17 protein-coding genes are annotated in these 23,947 nt (G+C 70.8%); 5 read left to right on the top strand and 12 right to left on the bottom strand.

What is annotated here, in order from left to right; all coding sequences use genetic code 11:
• Positions 1–37 precede the first annotated feature (37 nt).
• From RT054_RS04020 to acnA, 3 genes are all read left to right on the top strand, one after another.
• Positions 38–2,062, top strand: a complete 2,025-nt coding sequence (locus RT054_RS04020; protein WP_313022232.1) for an APC family permease — start codon at positions 38–40, stop codon at positions 2,060–2,062.
• A complete protein-coding gene (locus RT054_RS04015) occupies positions 2,059–3,453 on the top strand; it encodes a TRAM domain-containing protein (RefSeq protein WP_313022231.1) in 1,395 nt (464 codons plus the stop codon). Before RT054_RS04020 ends, RT054_RS04015 begins: the two co-directional genes overlap by 4 nt.
• Before the next feature lie 205 nt (positions 3,454–3,658).
• Positions 3,659–6,430: an aconitate hydratase AcnA gene (gene acnA / locus RT054_RS04010; protein WP_312719908.1), complete on the top strand. Its 2,772-nt coding sequence runs from the start codon at positions 3,659–3,661 to the stop codon at positions 6,428–6,430.
• Here the strand turns inward: acnA and RT054_RS04005 are convergent.
• The 6 genes from RT054_RS04005 to RT054_RS03980 form a co-directional block, all read right to left on the bottom strand.
• Positions 6,420–7,202, bottom strand: coding sequence for a hypothetical protein (locus RT054_RS04005; protein WP_312719909.1), 783 nt, complete (start codon positions 7,200–7,202; stop codon positions 6,420–6,422). The genes acnA and RT054_RS04005 overlap by 11 nt on opposite strands.
• A 1-nt stretch (position 7,203) precedes the next feature.
• Positions 7,204–7,986 carry an ATP-binding cassette domain-containing protein gene (locus tag RT054_RS04000; protein ID WP_312719910.1) on the bottom strand — a complete coding sequence of 261 codons (783 nt, stop codon included), beginning with the start codon at positions 7,984–7,986 and terminating at the stop codon, positions 7,204–7,206.
• Positions 7,983–8,996: an iron chelate uptake ABC transporter family permease subunit gene (locus tag RT054_RS03995; protein WP_312719911.1), complete on the bottom strand. Its 1,014-nt coding sequence runs from the start codon at positions 8,994–8,996 to the stop codon at positions 7,983–7,985. Before RT054_RS03995 ends, RT054_RS04000 begins: the two co-directional genes overlap by 4 nt.
• Positions 8,983–10,017, bottom strand: a complete 1,035-nt coding sequence (locus RT054_RS03990) for an iron chelate uptake ABC transporter family permease subunit (protein WP_312719912.1) — start codon at positions 10,015–10,017, stop codon at positions 8,983–8,985. The genes RT054_RS03995 and RT054_RS03990 overlap by 14 nt, the downstream gene beginning before the upstream one ends.
• Positions 10,017–11,021 carry an ABC transporter substrate-binding protein gene (locus RT054_RS03985; protein WP_312719913.1) on the bottom strand — a complete coding sequence of 335 codons (1,005 nt, stop codon included), beginning with the start codon at positions 11,019–11,021 and terminating at the stop codon, positions 10,017–10,019. The genes RT054_RS03990 and RT054_RS03985 overlap by 1 nt, the downstream gene beginning before the upstream one ends.
• A 162-nt stretch (positions 11,022–11,183) precedes the next feature.
• The gene (locus RT054_RS03980; protein WP_312719915.1) at positions 11,184–11,621 is read right to left on the bottom strand and encodes an HIT family protein; all 438 of its coding nucleotides are present in this window, start codon (positions 11,619–11,621) and stop codon (positions 11,184–11,186) included.
• Between the two features lie 67 nt (positions 11,622–11,688).
• Here RT054_RS03980 and RT054_RS03975 point away from each other — a divergent pair, with 67 nt between their 5' ends.
• Entirely contained in the window at positions 11,689–12,060 is a 372-nt protein-coding gene (locus tag RT054_RS03975; protein ID WP_312719917.1) for a hypothetical protein, read from the top strand.
• Between the two features lie 24 nt (positions 12,061–12,084).
• Here the strand turns inward: RT054_RS03975 and RT054_RS03970 are convergent, their stop codons facing one another.
• Entirely contained in the window at positions 12,085–14,853 is a 2,769-nt protein-coding gene (locus RT054_RS03970; RefSeq protein WP_312719919.1) for a phosphoenolpyruvate carboxylase, read from the bottom strand.
• 185 nt (positions 14,854–15,038) lie between these two features.
• Here RT054_RS03970 and dxs point away from each other — a divergent pair, with 185 nt between their 5' ends.
• Positions 15,039–16,955: a 1-deoxy-D-xylulose-5-phosphate synthase gene (gene dxs / locus RT054_RS03965; protein WP_312719920.1), complete on the top strand. Its 1,917-nt coding sequence runs from the start codon at positions 15,039–15,041 to the stop codon at positions 16,953–16,955.
• A 41-nt stretch (positions 16,956–16,996) separates the two neighbouring features.
• Here the strand turns inward: dxs and RT054_RS03960 are convergent, their stop codons facing one another.
• The 5 genes from RT054_RS03960 to RT054_RS03940 form a co-directional block, all read right to left on the bottom strand.
• Positions 16,997–17,938, bottom strand: a complete 942-nt coding sequence (locus RT054_RS03960; RefSeq protein ID WP_312719922.1) for an alpha/beta hydrolase — start codon at positions 17,936–17,938, stop codon at positions 16,997–16,999.
• 26 nt (positions 17,939–17,964) lie between these two features.
• Complete coding sequence (locus RT054_RS03955) at positions 17,965–18,552, bottom strand: helix-turn-helix domain-containing protein (RefSeq protein ID WP_313022230.1); 588 nt, start codon at positions 18,550–18,552, stop codon at positions 17,965–17,967.
• 11 nt (positions 18,553–18,563) lie between these two features.
• On the bottom strand, positions 18,564–20,093 hold the full coding sequence (locus RT054_RS03950; RefSeq protein ID WP_312719925.1) for a UDP-N-acetylglucosamine 1-carboxyvinyltransferase: 1,530 nt from the start codon (positions 20,091–20,093) through the stop codon (positions 18,564–18,566).
• Positions 20,094–20,306: 213 nt separating this feature from the next.
• Positions 20,307–22,421: a 3-hydroxyacyl-CoA dehydrogenase NAD-binding domain-containing protein gene (locus tag RT054_RS03945; RefSeq protein WP_313022229.1), complete on the bottom strand. Its 2,115-nt coding sequence runs from the start codon at positions 22,419–22,421 to the stop codon at positions 20,307–20,309.
• A complete protein-coding gene (locus RT054_RS03940) occupies positions 22,421–23,656 on the bottom strand; it encodes a thiolase family protein (protein ID WP_312722340.1) in 1,236 nt (411 codons plus the stop codon). The genes RT054_RS03945 and RT054_RS03940 overlap by 1 nt, the downstream gene beginning before the upstream one ends.
• Between the last annotated feature and the right edge of the window lie 291 nt (positions 23,657–23,947).

Genomic DNA, 23,947 nt, shown 5'->3' with positions numbered 1-23,947 from the left:
GTGCGCCTCACGCGGCGCGGCAGCCTACATTTGGGGCGTGTCAGATGTGAGCCGAGCCTTCAAGCGACTGCTGGTCGGCCGCGCCATCCGTAGCGACCGCCTGGGCGAGACCCTGCTCCCCAAGCGCATCGCGCTCCCGGTGTTCGCGAGCGACGCCCTCTCCTCGGTGGCGTACGCGCCCGACGAGATCTTCCTCACCCTCGCGATCGCGGGTGGGTCGATGGTCGCCTTCCACAGCTGGGAGATCGGGCTCGCGGTCGTGCTCGTCATGGTCGTCGTCGTCATGAGCTACCGGCAGAACGTCCACGCCTACCCCTCGGGGGGCGGGGACTACGAGGTCGCGACGGTCAACATCGGCCCGAAGGCCGGCGTCACCGTCGCGAGCGCCCTGCTCGTCGACTACGTCCTCACCGTCGCGGTGTCGGTGAGCTCGGGCGTGCAGAACGCGGCGGCGGCGTTCCCGTTCGTCCGCGGTCACGAGGTGTGGGTGGCGCTCGCGCTCGTGGTCCTGCTCACCGCGATGAACCTGCGCGGTGTGCGCGAGTCGGGCACGGCGTTCGCGATCCCCACCTACGCGTTCATGATCGGCATCATCGGCATGGCCGTCTGGGGCAACGTCCGTGCGGCGATGGGCACCCTGCCGCCGGCGCCGAGCGCCGGCTTCGAACTCCGTCCCGAGCCCGGGTACGAGGCGCTCACCGGTGTCGCGTTCGCGTTCCTCCTGCTGCGGGCGTTCTCCTCGGGATGCGCCGCGCTCACCGGTGTCGAGGCCATCAGCAACGGTGTGCCGGCGTTCCGCAAACCCAAGAGCAAGAACGCCTCGACGACGCTCGTCATGATGGGGTCGATCTCGGTGATCATGCTCCTGTCGATCATCGGCCTGGCCCGCCGCACGGGCGTGCAGTTCGCCGAGGACCCCGCGACCCAGCTCTACCAGGACGGCGTCCCGGTGGGAGCGGGCTACGTGCAGGAGACGATCATCGGCCAGCTCGCGACGACGGTGTTCGACGGGTTCCCGGTCGGCGTCCTGTTCATCGCGATCGTCACCGGCATCATCCTCATCCTCGCCGCGAACACCGCCTTCAACGGCTTCCCCGTGCTCGCCTCGGTGCTCGCCAAGGACGGCTTCCTGCCGCGGCAGCTGTCCCAGCGCGGTGACCGCCTCGCCTACAGCAACGGCATCCTCATCCTCGCGAGCGCCGCGATGCTCCTCATCTTCGTGTACGACGCGGAGGTCACCAAGCTCATCCAGCTCTACATCGTCGGCGTCTTCGTGTCGTTCACCGTGAGCCAGATCGGCATGGTGCGGCACTGGAACCGCCACCTCGCGGACACGAACGAGCCCAAGGAACGCGCCCGGATGATGCGGTCGCGGGCGATCAACGCGGTCGGCGCGACGATGTCGGGCACGGTCCTGCTCGTCGTCCTCGCGACGAAGTTCATGCGCGGCGCCGGGTTCGCGATCCTCGCGATGGTGTTCCTCTTCTTCCTCATGCTCGCGATCGACAAGCACTACCGCCGGGTCTCCGAGGAGCTCGAGCTCTCGGCCGACGGCCGTGCGGAGCGGGCGCTGCCCTCCCACGTCCACGCGGTCGTCCTCGTGAGCAAGCTGCACAAGCCGACGATGCGAGCCCTCGCCTACGCCCGCGCCTGCCGACCCTCGGTGCTCGAGGCCGTCACGGTCGCCGTGGAGCCCGAGAAGAGCGACGAACTCCTCGCCGAGTGGGACCGGCTCCAGGTGCCGGTGCCGCTGAAGATGCTCGATTCGCCCTATCGCGAGATCACGCGGCCGATCATCGACTACGTTCGATCGATCCGCAGCAGCAACCCGCGCGACGTCGTCACCGTGTACGTCCCGGAGTACGTCGTCGGTCACTGGTGGGAACACGTGCTGCACAATCAGAGCGCGCTGCGGCTCAAGGCCGCTCTCCTGTTCACCCCGGGTGTCATGGTGGTCTCGGTGCCCTGGCAGCTTCGGAGCTCGGAGGGTGCCGAGGAATGGGTCATCGGAGGACAGGCCGCGCCGTCGTCGGTACGCGGACCAGGACGGGGTAGGGCATGAGCACGCAGGACGGATCGGGCGGGAACGACGGGCCGGCGCGAGGCCCCGGACAGCCTCGCCGGGCACAGTCCGGCCGGGACCGGCAGGGCCGGAGCCACGGCGGGGATCGGCAGGCCCGGGCGAGGCAGGGGCGAGAGCGGCCACCGGCGCCCGAGCGGGAGTCGCTCGTCGGCGCCGAGGCCGAGCTCGATCTCACCGACATCGCCCACGGTGGCCGCTGCGTCGGTCGGGTGGAGGGGCAGGTCGTGTTCGTCCGACACGGGATCCCCGGAGAACGCGTGCGCGCGGTCGTCACCAAGGGCCGGGAGGGGGACCGGTTCGTCTTCGCCGACGCCGTCGAGGTGATCGACGCCTCGCCGGACCGCGTCGAACCGAGGTGCCCGGTCTCCGGGCCCGGCGGGTGCGGCGGCTGCGACTTCCAGCACGTCTCCCTGCCTCGTCAGCGCGCCCTCAAGGGGCACGTCGTCCAGACGCAGTTGGCCCGTCTCGCCCGTCTCGACCGGGAGGTCGAGGTCCGGCCCGTCCCCGGGGACGAGGACGGGCTGCGGTGGCGCACCCGTGTGGAGTTCGCCGTCGACGACGCCGGGCGCGCCGGCCTGCGTCCCCAACGCAGCCACGACGTCATCCCGCTCTCGGACTGCCCGATCGCGACCCACGGGGTCGTCGGCACCGGGGTGCTCCAGGAGGACTGGACGGGCATGGCCGCGGTCGACGTCGTCGCGCCGTCGGTGGGTGAGCCGACGCTCGTGCCCGTGCCGCTGGACGACGACGTCGTGGTCGAGGTCGACGGCGTCGAGGCCGGTGAGCAGTACGTCGTCGAGCACGTCGAGGCGGCCGCCTGGCAGGGCGACTTCGAGGTCCACGCCCGAGGCTTCTGGCAGGTGCATCCCGGCGCGGCGGCGACGTTCGTCGACCACGTCCTCGCGCTGCTGCGGCCCGAGCCGGGGGAGCGGGCCCTCGACCTCTACGCCGGGGTCGGCCTGTTCGCCCGGGCGCTCGCCGACGCGGTCGGCCCCGACGGGGCCGTGCTGGCCGTCGAGGGCGACGAGCGGGCGTGTCTCTCCCTCGCCGCGACGACCGCCGAGGTGGAACAGCTCGAGGTGCGGGCCGGTGACGTCGCCCGCGAGCTCGCGCCCCTCGTCGAGGGCGGTGACGAGGTGGATCTCGTCGTCCTCGACCCGCCGCGGGTGGGCGCGGGGAAGTCGGTCATGCAGGACCTCGCCGCGATGCGTCCGCGGGCCATCGCCTACGTCGCCTGCGACCCGGCGGCCCTCGCACGCGACGTCGCGACCGCGGTGGAGTGCGGCTACGAGCTCGCCGACGTCGTCGCCTACGACGCCTTCCCCATGACCCACCACGTCGAGACCATCGCCCTGCTGCTCCCCGCGTGATCTTCGTGGCGGGTTGGGCCGCGAACCCTTCCGAACTGCGAGAGGATCGGGGGTGAGACGGTCCTTCCTCCGCCCCCGTGTGGTTGAATGACCGTAGATGTCTCGATATCGAGAGACTCGGCGAGGGAGCCGGGCCGAGAGCGGGGCAGCGACGTCGGACACGCGTGGAATCGGACGCGTGGGACTCAACGCGAAGGAGCACAGGGTGAGTCAGGACAGCTTCCAGGCCAAGGACACGCTCGAGGTCGGCGGCAAGAAGTACGACATCTTCCGCATCGACAAGGTCGAGGGCAGCACGACCCTCCCGTACAGCCTCAAGGTCCTCCTCGAGAACCTGCTGCGCACGGAGGACGGGGCGAACATCACCGCCGACCACATCCGGGCACTCGGTGGCTGGGACGCCGACGCCGAGCCGGACACGGAGATCCAGTTCACGCCGGCCCGCGTGATCATGCAGGACTTCACCGGCGTGCCGTGCATCGTCGACCTCGCGACGATGCGTGAGGCCGCGGCCGACCTCGGCGGCGACCCCGAGCGCATCAACCCGCTCAGTCCCGCCGAACTCGTCATCGACCACTCCGTGCAGATCGACGTGTTCGGTCGCCGTGACGCCTTCGAGCGCAACGTCGAGTACGAGTACGAGCGCAACGGTGAGCGCTACCAGTTCCTCCGTTGGGGCCAGGGCGCGTTCGACGACTTCAAGGTCGTCCCCCCGGGCACCGGCATCGTGCACCAGGTCAACATCGAGCACCTCGCGCGGGTCGTCATGGAGCGCGACGGCGTCGCCTACCCCGACACGTGCATCGGTACCGACTCGCACACGACGATGGAGAACGGCCTCGGCGTCCTCGGCTGGGGCGTCGGTGGCATCGAGGCCGAGGCCGCCATGCTCGGCCAGCCCGTCTCGATGCTCATCCCGCGGGTCGTCGGCTTCAAGGTCACCGGCGAGATCCCGGCGGGCGTCACCGCCACCGACGTCGTCCTCACGATCACGCAGATGCTGCGTGAGCACGGGGTCGTCGGCAAGTTCGTCGAGTTCTACGGGGAGGGCGTCGCCTCGATCCCGCTCGCCAACCGCGCGACGATCGGCAACATGAGCCCGGAGTTCGGCTCGACCTGTGCGATCTTCCCCATCGACGAGAAGACGATCGAGTACCTGCACCTCACCGGTCGCAGCGACGAGCAGGTGGCCCTCGTCGAGGCCTACGCCAAGGCGCAGGGCCTGTGGCTCGACCCCGCGGTGGAGCTGCGGTTCTCGGAGCAGATCGAGCTCGACCTCTCCACGGTCGTCCCCTCGATCGCCGGCCCCAAGCGCCCGCAGGACCGCATCCTGCTCTCGGAGTCCAAGACCGCGTTCCGCAAGGTCCTGCCCGACTACGCCACGGCCGAGTTCGAGATCGACGACGCCCAGTCGTTCCCGGCGAGCGACGCGCCCACGCCGCAGTCCGACGACCAGAAGGGGGTGCAGGCTCCCGCATCGAGTGGGAACGGCCACGATCGCCCGCACCGTCTCGTCGACGTCACCCGCGACGGTGAGACGTTCGCGATCGACCACGGCATCGTCTCGATCGCCTCGATCACGAGCTGCACCAACACCTCCAACCCCTCGGTCATGCTCGCGGCGGGACTCCTCGCCAAGAACGCCGCCGACAAGGGTCTGCAGGTCAAGCCATGGGTCAAGACCTCGATGGCACCGGGCTCGAAGGTCGTCACCGAGTACTACGAGAAGGCCGGCCTGTGGCCCGCGCTCGAGGCCCTCGGCTACGACCTCGTCGGGTACGGCTGCACGACCTGCATCGGCAACTCCGGCCCGCTGCCGGAGGAGATCTCCGCCGCGGTCAACGAGAACGACCTCGCCGTCGTCTCGGTGCTCTCGGGCAACCGCAACTTCGAGGGCCGCATCAACCCCGACGTCAAGATGAACTACCTCGCCTCCCCGCCGCTCGTCATCGCCTACGCGCTCGCCGGCACGATGGACTTCGACTTCGAGTCCGAGCCCCTCGGGCAGGACTCCGAGGGCAACGACGTCTTCCTCCGCGACGTCTGGCCGAGCAGCGAGGACGTGCAGCGCACGATCGACTCCTCGATCGACCGGGACATGTTCGCCGAGCAGTACGCCGACGTCTTCGCCGGCGACGACCGCTGGCGGGGCCTCGACACCCCCTCGGGCAACACCTTCGAGTGGGACGGCGACTCCACCTACGTCCGCAAGCCCCCGTACTTCGAGGGCATGACGATGGAGCTCACCCCGGTCGAGGACATCTCCGGCGCCCGGGTGCTCGCCAAGCTCGGTGACTCGGTGACGACCGACCACATCAGCCCGGCGGGCTCGATCAAGCCCGACAGCCCGGCCGGTCGCTACCTCGCCGAGAACGGGGTCGACCGCAAGGACTTCAACTCCTACGGCTCGCGCCGCGGTAACCACGAGGTGATGATTCGTGGCACGTTCGCGAACATCCGCCTTCGGAACCAGCTGCTCGACGGCGTCGAGGGTGGGTTCACCCGCGACTTCACCACCGGTGGCGAGCAGAGCTCGATCTACGACGCCTCGGTGAACTACCAGGAGGCGGGCGTCCCGCTCGTCGTCCTCGCCGGCAAGGAGTACGGCTCCGGGTCCTCCCGCGACTGGGCCGCCAAGGGCACCCGCCTGCTCGGCGTCAAGGCCGTCATCGCCGAGAGCTACGAGCGCATCCACCGCTCCAACCTCATCGGCATGGGCGTCCTGCCGCTGCAGTTCCCGCAGGGGGAGACCGCCTCCAGCCTCGGGCTCGACGGAACGGAGACGTTCGAGATCACCGGCATCACCGAGCTCAACGAGGGCCGCACCCCCAAGACGGTCCACGTCGCCGCGGCCAAGGAGGACGGCGCGACCGTCGAGTTCGACGCGGTCGTCCGCATCGACACCCCCGGTGAGCGCGAGTACTACCTCAACGACGGCATCCTGCAGTACGTGCTGCGTTCGCTCGTCACGGCGTGATCGGCCCGTCGACGGCCTGATCACACGGTCCCCCGGCGAGCGCGATCGGCGGGGTTCGCCACCGACCGACACCGGCCCCGGTTCCCACGCGACGTGGGGGCCGGGGCCGGTCCTCGCCACGTCCGGCCGGGGGATCGGGGGTCCACCGGGGCAGCCGACCGGTGACGGTGGCGCGAAGCTCGGCGTCGCCGGCCAGGCGGGCACAGACGTCGCTCACCTCGCCGGAGAGCGCCGAGGCCAGCTCGGGGGTGCGCGACAGCACGGTGAAGAGGTCGGCCTGCGTCGTGAGGGCGAGCGGCTCCTCGACCCCCACGACGCCGTGGGTGGAGACGTAGAGATCGACCTCGCCGGGGTGAAGCGCCGGCTCGACCTGGAGTTCTCCGCCGACGGAGCCGACGGTGACACGCGTGTAGTTGGGCTCGGTCGCATCCAGCGCCGCGAGCGCCGTCTCCTCCAGCCAGGAGACCGTCACCGGCGTGCGGGCACCCGGGCACGGGTACGGCGCGGCCGCGATGTAACCGGCGAGGCTGACGTGGGCCGAGTGCCCGACGGCGAGGTCGGTGATCACACCAGGGAGCAGCGGGATCCGCGCGTCGGGAAGTTTGGCGGCGAGGACGGCGGGAGCGGCGTTGGACCCCACCGCGACGACGGCCCGTCGTCCGCGCAGATCGAGGCCCCGCAGTGGGTCGGTGTCGGCGTGGAACCGGCCACGGTCGAGGATCCCGGGCTCCGGTGTCGTCGTCCAGGGATAGTCGTGGGGGAGCCGTCTCATGTCAGGCGACGGTACTCAGGGGGACCCCAGTGTGGTGCATCGCGACCACGTCTCCACCGATCTCGTGCACGTCCATGTGCAGGCCGAAGACGTCGGCCAGGGTGTGCGGGGTCATGATCTCGGGGCGGCCGCCGTCGGCGACGATCCGGCCGCCGCGCAGGGCGATGATCCGGTCGGAGTAGGCCGCAGCGACGTTGATGTCGTGGACGACCATGACGACGGTCTTGCCGAGTTCGTCGGCGGCGCGACGCACGAACCGCATCATCGTGGCCGCGTGCGCGAGGTCGAGGTTGTTCAGGGGCTCGTCGAGCAGCAGGTACGCGGTGTCCTGCGCGATCGTCATCGCGACGAAGGCCCGCTGGCGTTGGCCGCCGGAGAGCTGGTCGAGGAAGCGGTCGCGCAACGGGAGGAGGTCGAGGAACTCCAGCGCCCGCTCGACGTGCTCGCGGTCCTCGCGGGTGATCCGACCCCCGGTGTGCGGAAAGCGACCGAAGGTGACGAGTTCCTCCACGCGCAGCCGCGCGGTGAGGTGGTTCTCCTGACGCAGGATCGCGAGCGTGCGGGCGAGGTCCCGGCGGGAGGCCGTCGCGACGTCGAGGCCACCGACCTCGACATGTCCGGAGGTGGGTGTCAGGAGGCGCCCGACGATCGTCAGCAGTGTCGACTTGCCGGCGCCGTTCGCGCCGACGAGCGAGGTAACCCCGCCCGCGCGGATCTCCCCCGAGACCGGTCCGAGGACCGTGAGGTCGCCGTAGGTCTTGGTGACGTCGGTGAAACGGATCACAGGTTTCTCCTTCGGAGGAGGACGACGAGGAAACAGAGGCCGCCGACGAACTCGATGATGGTGGTGAGGAATCCGGCGGAGTAGAAGACGTGCTGGAGGAGGAACTGGCCGCCGGCCAACGCGATGACGCCGAGCGCGGTGGCCATCGGGACCACGGCGGCGTGACGGTGGGTGCCGGTGAGCTGGTAGGCGAGGGTCGCGATGACGAAGCCGAAGAACGTCAACGGACCGACCAGGGCGGTCGAGAACGAGACGAGCACCGCGATGAGGACGAGTGCCACGGTCATCTCCCGGCGGTGCTCCACCCCGATCCCCAGGGCGGCCTCGCGGCCGAGGAGCAAGACGTCGAGCGTGTACCGCCTCCGCCAGGCGCAGACGCCCGCGACGAGGCAGACCACGAAGGCGAGCGGGAGGTGTCTGGGGTCGACGTCGGTGATGCGGCCGAACAACTCCACCGACAGCAGGTCGTAGTCGGTGGGGTGGAGAAGGCGCTCGAGGAACGTCGAGGCGCTCCGGAAGGCCATGCCGATGACGACGCCGACGAGGAGGAGCACGTGCAGGTTGGCGAACGTCCCCGAGAACAACCAGCGGTAGAGCAGGAGTGCGAAGAGCACCATCGCTGCCGCCTGCGCGAGCAGCATGGGGATGCCCTCGAGGTCCGTGAGGACGAGCCCGCCGAACAGGGTGACGAGCACGGTCTGCAGGAGGACGAACAGGGCGTCGAACCCCATGATCGACGGGGTGAGGATCCGGTTGTCGGTGACCGTGTGGAACAGCACCGTCGCCAGGGCCTGGGTGAACGCGGCGACGAGGATCGCCCCGGCCGTGGGGAGGCGGAGGGAGAGGGCGAAGTCGACGGGTCCGACGACGAACGCGAAGAGGTAGGCCCCCAGCGCGAGGCCCGCGACGCCCCAGGCGAGGAGGACCCGCAACCACGGGCGGGCGTGCCCGGCCGCCCCCTGCGTCGCCGTCTCGACCGGGCGAGCGTCGGTGATCTCAGGCGCTGACACGGGCACGGCTCCTCACGACGAGCGCGACGAGGACGGCGGCGCCGACGACCCCGAGGATCACCGAGGCCGGGATCTCCATCGGGGCGACGATCGTGCGGCCGACGAGGTCGCAGACGAGCAGGAGGACCGTGCCGGTGAGCGCGACCCAGGGCAGGTTCCGGCGCAGGTCGTCCCCGAGGAGCATCGAGACGATGTTGGGGACGACGAGGCCGAGGAAGGGGATGAAACCGACGACGACCGAGGTGATCCCGGTGGCGAGGGCGACCAGGGCGGTGCCGAGCAGGACGACGGCGTGGTAGTTCAGGCCGAGGTTCGTCGCGGTCTCCTCGCCGAGCCCGGCCACCGTGAACCGGTCGGCCGCGAGCCAGGCCACCACCGTGATCGCGGCGACCGCCCACAGGGGCTCGTAGAACCCCTCGACGACCGAACTGAACCCGCCCGAACGCCAGGCCGACATCGACTGGAGGAGGTCGAACCGCCCGGCGAGGAACGTCGAGCCCGCCCCGACGACGGCACCGAGCATGAGGCCCGCGAGCGGCACGACGACGGAGTCCCGGACGGCGATCCGCCGCAGGAGCGCGAGGAAGACCATCGTGCCGAGGAACGCGCAGACGCTCGCGAGGACCATGCGGGCCATCACCGGCGCGCCCGGCCAGAGGATGAGGGTGAGCAGGATCCCGAGGCCGGCCCAGTCGCTCGTGCCGGCGGTCGTCGGTTCGACGAACCGGTTCTGCGTGATCATCTGCATGATGACGCCCGACACGCTCATCGCCGTGGCCGCGAAGAGCAGCGCGAGCGTGCGGGGGACGCGGGAGATGAGGAACATCCGCAGCTGCTCCGGGTCCTCGAGCAGGCCGGACGCCCGGATGTCGTATCCGCCGACGAACAGCGAGGCCGCCGTCAGCAGCGCGGCCGCGAGGCACAGCCCGCCGAACAGCAACCGGACGGTCGTGGGCGCAGGACGGCCGGGAGCGGCGGAGGAGGACCCCGGCCGCTCCCGGGTGGTCGGTGCCGCCGTCATCAGGAGGAGGTGCCCGTGGACTTTCCGAGGACGTCCGCGATCTTGGTGTAGGCGTCGGTGTAGGCCTGGATGCCCTCGGTCACGTAGAAGTTGTCCGCGAGGTAGACGATCGCGTCGTTCTTCATGAACGTCGTGCCGGCCCACGCCTTCTGCGCCGCGACGGTCTGGCTCGCCGGCGTGGCGGTGTCGCGGGTGCTGGAGACCGCGGCGTCGCGGTCCATGACGATGAGCACGTCGGGGTTCTTCTGTGCCACGGTCTCCGGGGCGAGGCCGGAGTCCTGGTGGACGGAGGCGTTGTCGGCCTTCGTCTCGAAGACGTCGGTGACCTTCAGCGGCTGCAGGAGGACCCCGATGCGCCCGGCGCCGTTGTCGAGCCTGCCGCCGTTGTGGTTGGCGAGGAACGCGCGCTGCCCGGAGCTCTCCTTGACGGCGGCCTCGACGGACCGGTCCAGAGCGGTGATGAGCTGCGTCGCCTCGGCCTGCTTGCCGAAGATCTCACCGAGGGTCTGCGTCTGCTTCTTGAGGGCGTCGACGTAGCCGTCCTTCTCGGTGCTGGGGGCCAGGTCGAGCACGGGGGCGAGCTTCTGCAGGTCGGGCGTGACCTTCGCGAAGCGCTTGCCGCCGATGATGAGGTCCGGCTGGGCCTGGGCGACGACCTCGAGCTTGGGCTCGCGGTGGGTGCCGACGTCGAGGATGTCGCCGTTCCTCGCCCACTCGCCGAGGTTCTCGGGGAGCAGCTGCTTGGGGGCGGCGACGGGGGTGATGCCGAACGCCTCGAGGGTCTCGAAGGAGGAGTTGTCGAGGGCCACGACGCGCTGCGGGCGGGTCGGGACCTCCACCGTGCCGTTGTTCGCCGCGACCGTGATCGTCGCCGGGGCGGCGGGTGACGGGGCCGCCCCCGAGACCGCACCGGGCCCGTCGCTCCCCCCTTGAGCGGTCGCGCCGCAACCGGCGAGGGTGAGGGCGAGGGCCGAGACGAGCACGGCGGGGGTGACGCGAGGCATCGAGGACTCCTGTCGGTTGGGTTAGGACCGCCTTACTAAGGCAAACCTAACCTAACAGGAGCGCAGGCGGGTTCGTGCCACGACGAAGTCCCGCGCCGGCGACCGGCGAGGTTCACGTCCTCGGAGACCACCCACCGACGACCACCGTCGGAGCGCCGGGGATCACACCGGTTCGGCGGGCACGTGGGCGGCGGCCTCGTCGTCCTCGCGCAGGCGGCTGCGCAGTCGGGCGGCGGCGGCGTCCATGGCCGCCGCGTCGGGGTCGCCGTCGGCTCGGCGGAAGTCGTAGTCGGCCGGGGACCACGTGGGCCAGACGTGCAGGTGCAGGTGATCCACCTCGAACCCCTGGATGATGAGGCCGGGTCGCACGCAGTCGAACTCGGCCTGTTGGGCGCGCCCGATGATCTGCGCGACGCGGCTGAGGTGGGCGAACAGGTCGGGGTCGGCGTCGATCCACCGGTCGACCTCCGCCCGGGGGACCACGAGCGTGTGTCCCGGCTGGAGGGGCGCGGCGGCCAGGAAGGCGACGCACTGCTCGTCCGACCAGACGAACCGTCCGGGGATCTCTCCGTCGATGATGCGGGTGAAGATCGTCGTCATGGCGCCACCCTAGACGGCGCCGCCGCCTCGTCGCAGGGTCGTCGGTGCCCTGCGGCATCCTGGGGGGATGAACGACTCGCGGACGCCGCCGGGCTGGCCGGTCGGGGTACCGCCGGCCGGCACCCCCGGGTGGGAGCAGGCGGCCACGGAGTGGCTGCTCGACCAGTGCCCCGCCGACCATCGCGGGCAGCCGGTGTGGCGCCGTCACCCCGTGGCGCTGGCGTGGATCGCCACCCATCACGTCGAGGCGCAGGTCGAGGCCATGCGCACCTGCTATCGCACCGCGCGCGTCGGGTTGGGCGATCACCTCGAACCGGGGGTCGTGCCCGAGGTGCTCCAGGCGCTGGAGGCCGAGGGCCTCCGGCTGCGGGCGGTGGCCCGGGCGACCGAGCTCGTGTCCGACGCCCTCCGCGGCAAGACCTACGTGCCCCGGTTGTGACGGGCCCGCCCCCGAACCCTCCCGTCAGCCCGTGTTCTGCAGGCCGGCCGCGGCGCCGTTGACCGTGAGGAGGAGGGCGTGGGTCCACGCCGAGCGGTCCGGACGGGCTGGGGCCCGCGGGTCGGCGGGGAGCCGCAGCACGCGAAGGGCCTTGTGCTGCAACAGGCTCAGCGCGTCGATGTAGGGCGCGCGCAGACCCACGGCCGTGTGCAGGTGCGGCTTGCGCTCGAGGAGTTCGTCCTGGTCGAGCACCGCGAGCACGAGACGCCGGGCGAGGTCGTACTCGGTGAGGATCTGGTGCGCGAGATCGGGCCGCTCGCCGAGGGCGAGGAACCGCTCGGCGAGCGCGCGGTCGGCTTTCGCGAGGCTCATCTCGGCGACGTCGATCATCGAGGCGAACAGCGGCCACTCGGCATACGCCCGACGCAGCAGGTCGATGTCGGCGACGGCCGACAACCCGCTCCCGAGGCCGTACCAGCCGGGGAGGTTGACGCGGGTCTGCGCCCAGGAGAACACCCACGGGATCGCGCGCAGGTCGTCGAGCGAGCGACCGCCGTCGGCGCCGCTGCGCCGCGAGGGACGCGAGCCGAGGCGCAGGTCGCCGATCTCGTCGAGCGGACTCACGGCGGCGATGAGATCGGCGAACCCGTCCTGGGTGACGAGGGCGCGGTAGCAGCCGCGACTCTGGGTGTCGACGATGTCCGCGAGGTGGCGGTAGCGCTCGGCGGCGGTCTCGCGGTCGCGGGCCACGTCGGGGGCGTCGGCGAGCAGCACCGCGGAGGTGAGTCGTTCGAGATGGCGCTGGGCGATCATCACGTCGCCGTAGCGGGCGAAGATGACCTCCCCCTGCTCGGTGACCTTGAACCGACCGTCGACCGAGCCGCTCGGCTGGGCCATGATCGCGCGGTGCAGCGGCCCGCCGCCGCGACCGAGCGATCCGCCGCGGCCGTGGAACAGGGTGAGCTGCACGTCGTTCTCGCCCGCCCAGGCGACGAGCTCGCGCTCGGCCCGGTCCAGGGTGAGGGTCGCGCTCGCCGGTCCGACGTCCTTGGCCGAGTCCGAGTACCCGACCATCACCTCGACACGGCGCCCGTGGGCCGCCCACGTCTCCTCGGTGCCCGGCAGCGCGGCGAGCTCGGCGAGGATCCGCGGGGCGTTGTGGAGGTCCTGCCCCGTCTCGAAGAGGGGGATGACGTCGAGGTCGAGGGGCCGTTCGCCGACCGCGAGACGCGCGAGGGCCCGCACCGCGGCGAGGTCGGCCGCGGACCGGGTGAAGCTGATGATGTAGCGGCCGCAGGCCTCCCGGCCCCAGCGCTGCTGCAGCCAGGCGACGACGCGGATCGTGTCGAGTGCCTCGCGCCCCGCGTCCGTGGTGGGGGAGAGGTGCCGAGGCCAGCCGTTCCGCGCGAGACCGTCGAGGAACTCAGCGTCGGCGACCGCGGCCTGCGGGTCCGGCACGTGTTCGTCGCCGAGCTGCGCGAACAGGTCCAGCAACGTGTCCTCGTGGACCCGGCTGTGCTGGCGCACCTCGAGCTCGGCGAGATGGAACCCGAACGTCTCGACGAGCCACACGAGGGTCTGCAGCTCGCCCCGGGCGCTGCGGTGGTCGCCGGCGGCGAGCAGGCTGTCCTGCACGAGGCGCAGGTCGGCGAGCATCTCGTGCGGGCCGGCGTAGGCGAGCCCGACCTGCTCGGCGAGCGTGGCCTGGACGCGTGCGGCGACGACGAGCAGCTTCTGACGGTGCGGCTCACCGGGGGAGTTCTTCGCGATCTCGGCGAACGTGCCCGGCAGGGCCACGGCGTCGGCCTCGAGAGCCGCGAGGAGGGCGTCCGAAGGAGGGGTGGTGACGACGTCCATCGTCAGCGTCCGGGCCACCCGGTCCGCATGGATCGACAGCAGGGTGAGGGCCTCGTGGGCCTGGGTCGCGAGCGTCTCGCGGGTCACGGCGGCGGTGACGTAGGGGTTGCCGTCGCGATCGCCGCCGACCCAGGTGCCGAACCGGACGAACGCGGGCACCCGGCCGCCGGTACGGCCGTCCTCGCCCGGCAGGGCCGATTCGAGGGTGCGGTACAGGCGCGGTACGGCCCGGAACAGGGTCTGGTCGAACACCGACAGCATCGTCTTGACCTCGTCGCGAGGCTCCGGGCGGTCGCGACGCAGCGTCGAGGTGCGCTGCAGGATGTCGATGTCCTCGAGCAGACGACGTCGGGCGTGGGCGCGTTCGCTCGGGCCGTTGTGCGGGTCGTCGTGCCGGTCCAACTGTGCGGCGAGGCGCACGAGCGCCGAGGTCACGGCGCGGCGCCGGGCCTCGGTGGGGTGGGCCGTGAGGACGGGGTGGATGGCGAGCCGCTGCAGCCGCGAGAGCACCGAGGTGCCGCTCTCGGGGAGTGCCGCGACGGCGGAGGCCACCCCACCGGCCTCGATGCCGCCGGTGAACTCGCCGTCCTCGGCCCGCAGGGAGCGCACGCGCTGACGCTCCTCGGCGAGGTTGGTGAGGTGGAGGTGCACGGTGACGGCGCGGGCCACCTCGGCGGTGGTCACCGCGTCGAGACGGTCGACGAGCAGGTCCGCCTCCGACCCGGGCGCCCCGCTGCCGGGCTCCGAGCACGCCTCGACGAGCGTGCGCACGAGGCGGAGCAGCTCGGCGCCCCCGGCCTCCTCGATGACCTGTTCGTGCAACTCGGTGAGCAGGTCGAGGTCGCGCTGCAGGGCGGAGGCGTGCAGCTCGGGCTCGGTGGGCCCGGCCGCGTCGGGATGCGAGGACGGGGTGCCGACGTCAGGGGTGGCGGACATGGCGTCAGTCTAGGGAGCCGGTCGCCGCCGCCTTCGGGCCGTCCGCGTGCCGCCGGCGCGCTCGGGCGAGGTCCGGTGCACGCCCAGGGGCCCTCCGGCCATCGCACATGTGCGTCCCGGTCGGACGACGTATCGTCACTGGGTCGGCACGTCGTCGGCCCGACACGTCGCGGAAGGAAAGCCCGTTGAGTCTGCTCGCCTCCATCACCGGTCCCACGGATCTCGACGCCCTCTCCCGGGCCGAGCTCGACGACCTCGCGGAGGAGATCCGCACGTTCCTCGTGGAATCGGTCTCGGCGACCGGCGGGCACCTCGGCCCCAACCTCGGCGTGGTCGAACTCACCATGGCGTTGCACCTGGTCTTCGACTCCCCGCGCGATTCGATCGTCTTCGACACCGGCCACATCTCGTACGTGCACAAGCTCCTCACCGGCCGCCAGGACTTCGAGGGGTTGCGCTCGGCCGGGGGTCTGTCGGGGTACCCGAGCCGGGGGGAGTCCGAGCACGACATCGTCGAGAACTCCCACGCCTCGACCTCGCTCGCCTGGGCAGAGGGCATCGCCAAGGGCAAGCGCCTTCGCGGCGAAAGGGACGTCTGCACCGTCGCCGTCATCGGCGACGGCGCGCTCACCGGCGGCATGGCGTGGGAGGCGCTCAACGACATCGCGGCCGACAAGGAACTGCCGCTCGTCATCGTCGTCAACGACAACGAACGTTCCTACGCCCCCACCACCGGCGGCCTCGCCGAGCACCTCGCCGTCCTGCGGGCGACGCGCAGCTACGAGCAGGTCATGTCGTGGGGCCGCCGCACGCTCACGAGCACCCCCGTCGTCGGGCGCCGCGTGTTCGAGGCCCTCCACGGGTTCAAGAAGGGCCTCAAGGACATCATCGCGCCCCAGGTGCTCTTCGAGGACCTCGGCCTCAAGTACCTGGGGCCCATCGACGGCCACGACGTCGAGGCGCTCACCACCGCCCTGCGCCGCGCCCGGGACTTCGGCGGCCCGGTCATCGTCCACGCCATCACCCAGAAGGGCCGCGGGTACCAGCACGCCCTCGACAACGCCGACGACGCCTTCCACGCCGTCGGCGCCATCAACCCGGAGACGGGGCTGCCGTTGGAGATCGCCGGGCGCAGTTGGACCGAGAACTTCTCCGACACCCTCGTCGAGCTGGGCCGGGAGCGGGAGGACATCGTCGGCCTCACCGCCGCCATGCTCATTCCCGTCGGGTTGCGGGAGTTCGCCGAGACCTACCCCGAGCGGGTCTTCGACGTCGGGATCGCCGAGCAGCACGCGACGACGATGGCCGCGGGCCTGTCCTACGCCGGGCTGCACCCCGTCGTCGCGATCTACGCGACGTTCCTCAACCGCGCGTTCGATCAGCTGCTCATGGACTGCGCGCTGCACCGGCAGGGCGTGACGTTCGTGCTCGACCGGGCCGGTGTCACCGGGAGCGACGGCGCCTCCCACAACGGCATGTGGGACTTCGCGCTCGCCTCGGTCGTGCCCGGTATCCGTGTCGCCGCGCCGCGGGACGGGCACCAGGTCTCGATGCTGCTGCGCGAGGCCGCGGCGATCGACGACGGTCCGAGCGTCCTCCGCTTCCCCAAGGGCACCGAGCCCGACCCCATCCCGGCCGTCGACCGGATCGGGGAGCTCGACGTGCTCGTCCGCCGCGGCGTCGACGCGGACGGCTCGGACGGTCCGGACGTCCTCCTCGTCGCGGTCGGTGCGATGGCCCAGGTGGCCGTCGACGCCGCGAGCGTCGTGGCGGACCAGGGCGCGAGCGTCCTCGTCGTCGACCCCCGGTGGGTACTGCCGGTCACCGGCGAGCTCACGGATCTCGCGCGGTCGGCGGGGTATGTCGCGGTCGTCGAGGATCACGTGGCCGCCAACGGCATCGGCGCCGCGCTGTCGGCCGCGCTCGCCGAGACGGGTGAGCCGCTGCCCGTGCACCGTTTCGGTCTGCCCAAGCACTTCCTCGACCACGACAGCCGCGGTCACATCCTCGCCGAGGCCGGACTCACCGCCCCCGTCGTGGCCGAGAAGATCCTCGCCGCGGTCAGTCCCACGCTCGTCGTCGCGGCGGTCGAGACGGCCTGACGTGCGCCAAGGTGGCCCGTGGGGCGTTCACTGCCTGGTGGTCACCCGTGGCGCTGCCCTCGTCGTCCACCCGCCGCGTGCTCCCGGAGGAAGGGGAGCACCGCGGCCTCGACCTCGGCCGGGCGCTCCAGCGGCAGGAGATGACCGGCGCCGGGGATGACGACGAGCGACGCCTGCGGGTTGCCCTGTGTCGCGAGGGAGAGGGCGCGCTCCATCTCGTCCTGCTTCACCACCGCGCTGTCGGCGCCGCGGAGCCACAGCGTCGGGCAGGCGAGGCGTGGGATGTCGTTCAGGAGGGTCCACGTCCGACGCGGGCCGATCGCCTCGATCTGCCAATCGTCGAGGTCCCGCTCGCTGTAGCGGCGCTTGCCCTCGATCTCGTCGTGCAGGATGTCGAGGAGCCGCTCGGGGTCGGTGGGCTTGGCGCCGCCCACGTACAGGGAGTCGAGGGTGTCGCGGAGCCCGGCGCGGGTCTTGGTCGCATACCACCGGCCGATGATCCGGCTCAGCCCAGGCGTCTTGATGTAAAGCCAGGTCAGGAGCTGCCTGTCCAGGCGGTCGGCGAGCCCACCGGGCTCGAACAGGACGGCGCACGTGACGCGCTGCGGATACCTGGCGGCGAACTCGATGGCCAGCCCGCCGCCCATCGACAGGCCGACGATGGCGGTTCGGGCGAGCCCCGCCTCGTCGAGTGTGCCGTGCAGAATCCGCACGAGCCGCTCGCGACCGAGAGGCCCGGTCCACGGCCGTGACCGCCCATGCCGGGGCGTGTCGAGCGCCACGACGCGGAACTCCTCCGCAAGGACGGGGAACAACTGATCCCAGATGAAGCGGGCCTCGTCGCACATCGCCTCGTGCAAGAGGACCACGGACTGCCGGTCCGGGGAGCCGGCCTCGTACACCGACACGGGCCCGCCGTGGACGTGTACGACCCGATGCGTCAGTCCCGGTGTCGCCTCGACTCCGCAGTGCTTCGCGTTCATAGTGACCAAGCTACTCCCATTGGTCACTACGTCTCCAGGTACCCCACCATCACTTCCAACGCCCTCAGCGCGCCCTGGAGATCGTCGGCATCGAACGGCCCCAGGGTCCTGGCTGCCGTGAGCAGGCCCAGTGTGGCGCTCGACAGCGCGAGGGCGAGGTCGGGGGCGGGTATCCGGGTCGACAAGGCGCCCGTCGTCTGGAGCTCCTCGATCCATGCCTCGACACCGAGATGACGCTCGCGGTACCGCCCGTCGGTGATCCGCGACACCTGGGAGCCGAATACCCCGCCGTCGTCCAGGAATGCCGCGCATAGGAGGGGTTCCTCGACGAGCCCCTCCGCGAATGCGCGATAGCCGGCGCTGAGTCGGGGAGGACGGTCCTGCCCGACACGCGCGGCGGCCGACTGCTGCACGCGGGCGAACGCCGAGGCGAGCACCTCGTCGAGGAGCTTCTCCTTGGTGGCGAACTCGCGGTAGACGGAACCCTTGGCGATCCCCACCCGGGACGCGAGTTCCTGCATCGTCATGGCGTCGAAGCCGACGTCCAGCAGGAGTTCCTCCGCCTTCTCGAGGATGAGTTCCCGACGATGCGGGATGAGGGGGCGAGGACTCACGGCGGGTCGGCTCAGATGTCGCGGAAGGTCTCGACCGTCGCGCCGAGCGCGGTGAGGCGCTGTGCGAGGTCCTCGTAGCCGCGGTTGATGACGTAGACGTTGCGCAGCACCGAGACCCCGGGCGCGGCGAGCATGGCGATGAGGATGACGACGCCCGGACGCAACGCCGGCGGGCAGATGACCTCGGCGGCACGCCAGCGGGTGGGGCCGTCGATGAGGACGCGGTGGGGGTCGAGCAGCTGGACCTTGGCGCCGACCTTGGTGAGTTCGGTGAGGTAGATCGCCCGGTTCTCGTACACCCAGTCGTGGATCATCGTGCGTCCCTCGGCGCAGGCGGCGATGAGGGCGAAGAACGGCAGGTTGTCGATGTTGAGCCCGGGAAACGGCATCGGGTGGATCTTGTCGATCGGCGCCTTGAGGGGGCCGGGGATCGTCGTGAGGTCGACGAGGCGGGTCTCCCCGTTCTCCGAGCAGTACTCGTCGGTGAGCTCGTACTGCATCCCCATCTCGGAGAGCAGGGCGAGTTCGATCTCGAGGAACTCGATGGGCACCCGGCGGATCGTGATCTCGGATCCCGTGACCACGGCGGCGGCGAGCAGGCTCATCGCCTCGATCGGGTCCTCGCTGGGGGAGTACTCGACGTCGACGTCGATGTGCTCCTTGCCGTGGACCGTGAGCGTGGTCGTGCCGATGCCCTCGATGCGCACTCCGAGCTTGGTCAGGTAGAAGCACAGATCCTGGACCATGTAGTTGGGGCTCGCGTTGCGGATCACGGTCTCCCCCTCGTACCGGGCGGCCGCCATGAGCGCGTTCTCGGTGACGGTGTCGCCGCGTTCGGTGAGGACGATCGCGCGGGACGGCCTGACTCCGGGGGTGACGCGTGCGTGGTAGGCGCCCTGGGTGGCTTCGACGTCGAGCCCGAAGTGCCGCAGGGCGGTCATGTGCGGCTCGATCGTGCGCGAGCCGAGGTCGCAGCCGCCCGCGTACGGCAGCTCGAAGTCGTGGAACTCGTGCAGCAGAGGGCCGAAGAACATGATGATCGTGCGGGTACGCCGCGCCGCGGCCTCGTCGAGCGCCTCGAGGTCGAGACGGGCCGGCGGGACGATCTCGAGGTCGCTGCTGTCGGGCAGCCACCGCGTCCTCACGCCGATGCTCGACAGCACCTCGAGGATGCGGTTGACCTCCTCGATCCGGGCGATGTTGCGCAGTGTCGTGCGGCCCTTGTTGAGCAGCGAGGCGCAGAGCAGCGCGACGGCCGCGTTCTTGCTCGTCTTGACGTCGATCGAGCCGTGCAGCTTGGTGCCGCCCTCGATGCGCAGGTGCTGCGGGCCCGAGGTGCCGAGGGAGACGAACTGGGAGTCGAGGTTCTCGCCGATGCGCGACAACATCTCAAGGCTGAGGTTCTGCTTGCCCTGTTCGATGCGCACGACGGCGCTCTGACTCGTGCCGAGGAGATCGGCGAGTTCGTGCTGGGTCATACCCTGGTGCCTCCGCGCTTCTCGGATGAGCGTGCCGATGCGGGCCAGGTAATCCTCAGTCATGCGCCCCATCCTAACTCACATGTGAGATATCGAGCGCATCGGGCGCGCCGGCGCCCGACCGCGTCTGGACGATCGTCTCAGTGTGGCACGGCGGGCCTGCGTCCCTGCGCCCGGCACTCCGACGGCAGGTCGCCGAACCGGACGAGACGTCGGTCGGCGACCTGCCGTGGTGTGGTGATCGCTCCCCGGACGGGCAGGAGAGCGAGGGCTCGGTCAGGCAGGCAGGCTACCCGCTCCGGCCGGGAGGAACCGCTTGCCCGCGACCTTCTCGGCGATGCCGGAGCGGTCGAGCAGCGGGGTGAGGCCACCGTTCCAGAACTGGAACCCGGCGCCGGTGATCATGCCGAGGTCGAGGTCCATCGGCGCGACGACGACGCCCTCGGACAGCATGAGGTTCGCCTCCTCCGCCAGGCCGGAGAGGACCTTCTCGCGCACCTGCTCCGCGGTGAGGACCTCGGTCTTCTCGCCAGCGTCGTAGATCGCGGCGATCTCGGGGTCGACGACCTGCGCGCCGCCCTGCTCGACGTAGAACGCCGGCTTCTTCATCTCGACGACCTTGCGCAGGTTGTCGGAGACGTAGAACCGGTCGGGGAACGCCTTGGCGAGGGTCTCGTTGTTGTGCAGCGCGATCGCCGGTCCCACGAGGCCCATGAGCTGGAAGGGCGGCATCGGCGCGACACCCGCGAAGCCGGCGTCGGCGACGTCGATGGGGGTGCCGGCGTCGACGATGCGGGCCATGTCGCTCATGAAGCGGCCGAGAAGGCGGTTGACGACGAAGCTCGGGCTGTCCTTGACGAGGATCATCGACTTGCCGAGCTTCTTGCCCGTCGCGAACGCCGTGGCGAGCGTGGCATCGTCGGTCTTGTCACCGGAGATGATCTCGAGCAGCGGCATGACCGCGACCGGGTTGAAGAAGTGGAAGCCCACGACCCGCTCGGGGTGCGCCAGCTCGGAGGCCATCTCGGTGATCGACAGCGAGGAGGTGTTCGTGGCGAGCACGCACTCCTCGCTCACGACCGCCTCGACCTCGGCCCACACCTGCTTCTTGACCGACATCTCCTCGAAGACGGCCTCGATGACGAACTGGGCGTCGGCGAAGCCCTCCTTGCTCGTCGAGCCGGTGACGAGGGCCTTGTAGCGGTTGGCCTTGTCGGAGTTGAGGCGGCCCTTCGCGACGAGCTTGTCGAGTTCGGCGTGCACGTAGGCCACACCCTTGTCGACGCGGCCCTGGTCGAGGTCGGTCATGACGACCGGCACCTGGTGGCGGCGGACGAACAGCAGCGCGAGCTGGCTCGCCATGAGACCCGCACCGACGATCCCGACCTTGGTCACCTTGCGGGCGAGCGCCTTGTCGGGGGCACCCGCGGGGCGCTTGGCGCGACGCTGGACGAGATCGAAGGCGTAGAGGCTCGCACGGGCCTCCTCGCTCATGAGGAGTTCGGAGAGACCCTCGTCCTCGGCCGCGAATCCGGCCTTCTTGTCGTTCGTCCGAGCTGCGGCGATGCAGTCGAGCGCGCGGTAGGGGGCCGGGGAGTACCCGCCCGTGCGGGCGTCGGCGACGGCGCGGCCCTTGGCGACCGCGGCCTCCCAGGTCGACTCGTCGCGGTCGACCTCGGGACGGTCGACCTTCTCCGTGCCGCTGATGACACCGGCGGCCCAGCGCAGCGACTGCACGAGGAAGTCGGCCGGCTCGAAGAGCCTGTCGAAGAGACCGAGCTCGTGAGCCTTCTTGCCGTTGATCATGCGGTTCTGCGAGAGCGGGTTCTCGATGACCATCGTCACGGCCTTCTCCGGGCCCACGAGGTTGGGGGTGAGCCACGTGCCGCCCCAGCCGGGGAGGATGCCGAGGAAGACCTCGGGGAAGGCGATCATGCCGACGTCGCCGGAGATCGAGCGGTAGTCACAGTTGAGCGCGATCTCGAGACCGCCGCCGAGGGCGATGCCGTTGACGAACGCGAAGCTCGGCACGCCCAGCTCGCCGAACTTGGTGAACACGCGGTGGCCGAGTTCGGCGATGGCGCGGGCCTGTGCGAGTTCGGTGACGGCGCCGATGCCGGACAGGTCGGCGCCGGCGGCGAAGATGAACGGCTTGCCGGTGATGCCGACACCGACGATCTCGCCGGCCTGCGCACGCGTCTTGAGCGCGTCGAGGGCCTCACCGAGCCGGGTGACGGTCTGCGGGCCCAGGGTGGTGGGCTTGGTGTGGTCGAGGCCGTTGTCGAGGGTGATGAGGGCGAACGTGCCGGCCCCACCGGGGAGCTCGACGTCACGGACGATCGAGTTCGCGACGACCTCGTCGGGGAAGATGGTGGCGAAGTCGATGCTCATCACTTGGCCTCGCTGTTCGTCTGGGCACCGGCGGTGCCGGGCACGTAGTCGGCGTGGTGGGGGTTCTCCCAGATGACGGCGACGCCCATGCCGATGCCGATACACATCGCGGCCATGCCGTAGCGCACGTCGGGGTTCTCCTCGAACTGACGCGCGAGGTTGTTGCACAGACGGATGCCGGAGCTCGCGAGCGGGTGGCCCACGGCGATGGCGCCGCCGTACTTGTTGACCTTCTCGGCGTCGTCCGGGATGCCGAAGTGGTCGAGGAAGGACAGGACCTGGACCGCGAACGCCTCGTTGATCTCGAAGAGGCCGATGTCGTCGATGCTCAGGCCGGCCTGGGCGAGGGCCTTCTCGGCCGCCGGGACGGGGCCGTAGCCCATGACCTCGGGCTCGCACCCGACGAACGCCCAGTTGACGAGGCGCATCTTGACACCGAGGCCCAGCTCGGCGGCGGCGCTCTCGGAGGCGAGGACCGCGGCGGTGGCGCCGTCGTTGAGTCCCGCGCTGTTGCCGGCCGTGACGCGGCCGTGAGGGCGGAACGGGGTCTTGAGGGCACCGAGGGCCTCGAGGGTCACGCCGGCGCGCGGCGGCTCGTCCTTGGTGGCGAGGCCCCAGCCCTGCTCTGCGGTGCGGATCTGAACCGGCACGAGGTCGGGCTGGATCTTGCCGGCCTCGTACGCGGCGGCCGTCTTGTCCTGGCTGCGCTTGGCGTAGGCGTCCGCGCGCTCCTTGGTGAGCTGCGGGAACCGGTCGTGGAGGTTCTCGGCCGTGTTGCCCATCGAGAGCGCCTCGGGGTCGACGAGCTTCTCGCTCAGCAGGCGGGGGTTGGGGTCCATCCGCTCACCCATGGGGTGGCGGCCCATGTGCTCGACGCCGGCGGCGATCGCGACGTCGATGGTGCCGAAACCGATCGCGCCCGCCGTCGTCGTGAGCGCGGTCATCGCGCCCGCACACATGCGGTCGATCGAGTAGCCGGGGACGCTCTGGGGCAGGCCCGAGAGCAGGACGGCGAGCCGTCCGAGGGTCATTCCCTGGTCACCGATCTGGGTGGTGGCGGCGACGGCCAGCTCGCCCACGCGCTCGGGGGGAAGGGAGGGGTTGCGGCGGAGGAGTTCGCGGATGCAGGCGACGACCAGGTCGTCGGCGCGCGTCTGGGCGTACATGCCCTTGTCTCCCGCCTTGCCGAACGGTGTACGCACACCGTCGACGAAGACGACCTCAGTTCGTGACACGGATGTCTCCTGTCGGGCTCGGGGGCGTGCGTCGTCGCACGCCCGAGTCATGTCTCGCCGATATTACTGGCGGGTATCGACCTTGTCGTGGGGGTGGTCGCGAGACGTGGACCACGTCGGATCGGGGGCGCCCGCAGACGTCCAGCCTGCCAGCCGTCCTCCCCGCGCAGCACCCGTGGCACGGTCGGGTGTCGAAGCTCACCCACCGGCGGGCCGCGCAGCGCCGGGGTCGCGGCGCCGGGGTCGGCGCGCGTCCTCGGAGGCGGCGGGTGGCCGGGCGGCGCGGCGGCG

It is taken from the genome of Mobilicoccus sp., assembly GCF_032060985.1.
Lineage (GTDB): Bacteria > Actinomycetota > Actinomycetes > Actinomycetales > Dermatophilaceae > Mobilicoccus.
This window is presented reverse-complemented; position numbering and strand designations above follow the sequence as displayed.

Coding starts and splice junctions, on each gene's coding strand:
- RT054_RS04015 (WP_313022231.1), top strand. CDS start 2,059: ATGAGCACGCAGGACGGATCGGGCGGGAACGACGGGCCGGCGCGAGGC.
- RT054_RS04005 (WP_312719909.1), bottom strand. CDS start 7,202: ATGAGACGGCTCCCCCACGACTATCCCTGGACGACGACACCGGAGCCC.
- RT054_RS03990 (WP_312719912.1), bottom strand. CDS start 10,017: ATGACGGCGGCACCGACCACCCGGGAGCGGCCGGGGTCCTCCTCCGCC.
- RT054_RS03985 (WP_312719913.1), bottom strand. CDS start 11,021: ATGCCTCGCGTCACCCCCGCCGTGCTCGTCTCGGCCCTCGCCCTCACC.
- RT054_RS03980 (WP_312719915.1), bottom strand. CDS start 11,621: ATGACGACGATCTTCACCCGCATCATCGACGGAGAGATCCCCGGACGG.
- RT054_RS03975 (WP_312719917.1), top strand. CDS start 11,689: ATGAACGACTCGCGGACGCCGCCGGGCTGGCCGGTCGGGGTACCGCCG.
- RT054_RS03970 (WP_312719919.1), bottom strand. CDS start 14,853: ATGTCCGCCACCCCTGACGTCGGCACCCCGTCCTCGCATCCCGACGCG.
- RT054_RS03960 (WP_312719922.1), bottom strand. CDS start 17,938: ATGAACGCGAAGCACTGCGGAGTCGAGGCGACACCGGGACTGACGCAT.
- RT054_RS03950 (WP_312719925.1), bottom strand. CDS start 20,093: ATGACTGAGGATTACCTGGCCCGCATCGGCACGCTCATCCGAGAAGCG.
- RT054_RS03945 (WP_313022229.1), bottom strand. CDS start 22,421: ATGAGCATCGACTTCGCCACCATCTTCCCCGACGAGGTCGTCGCGAAC.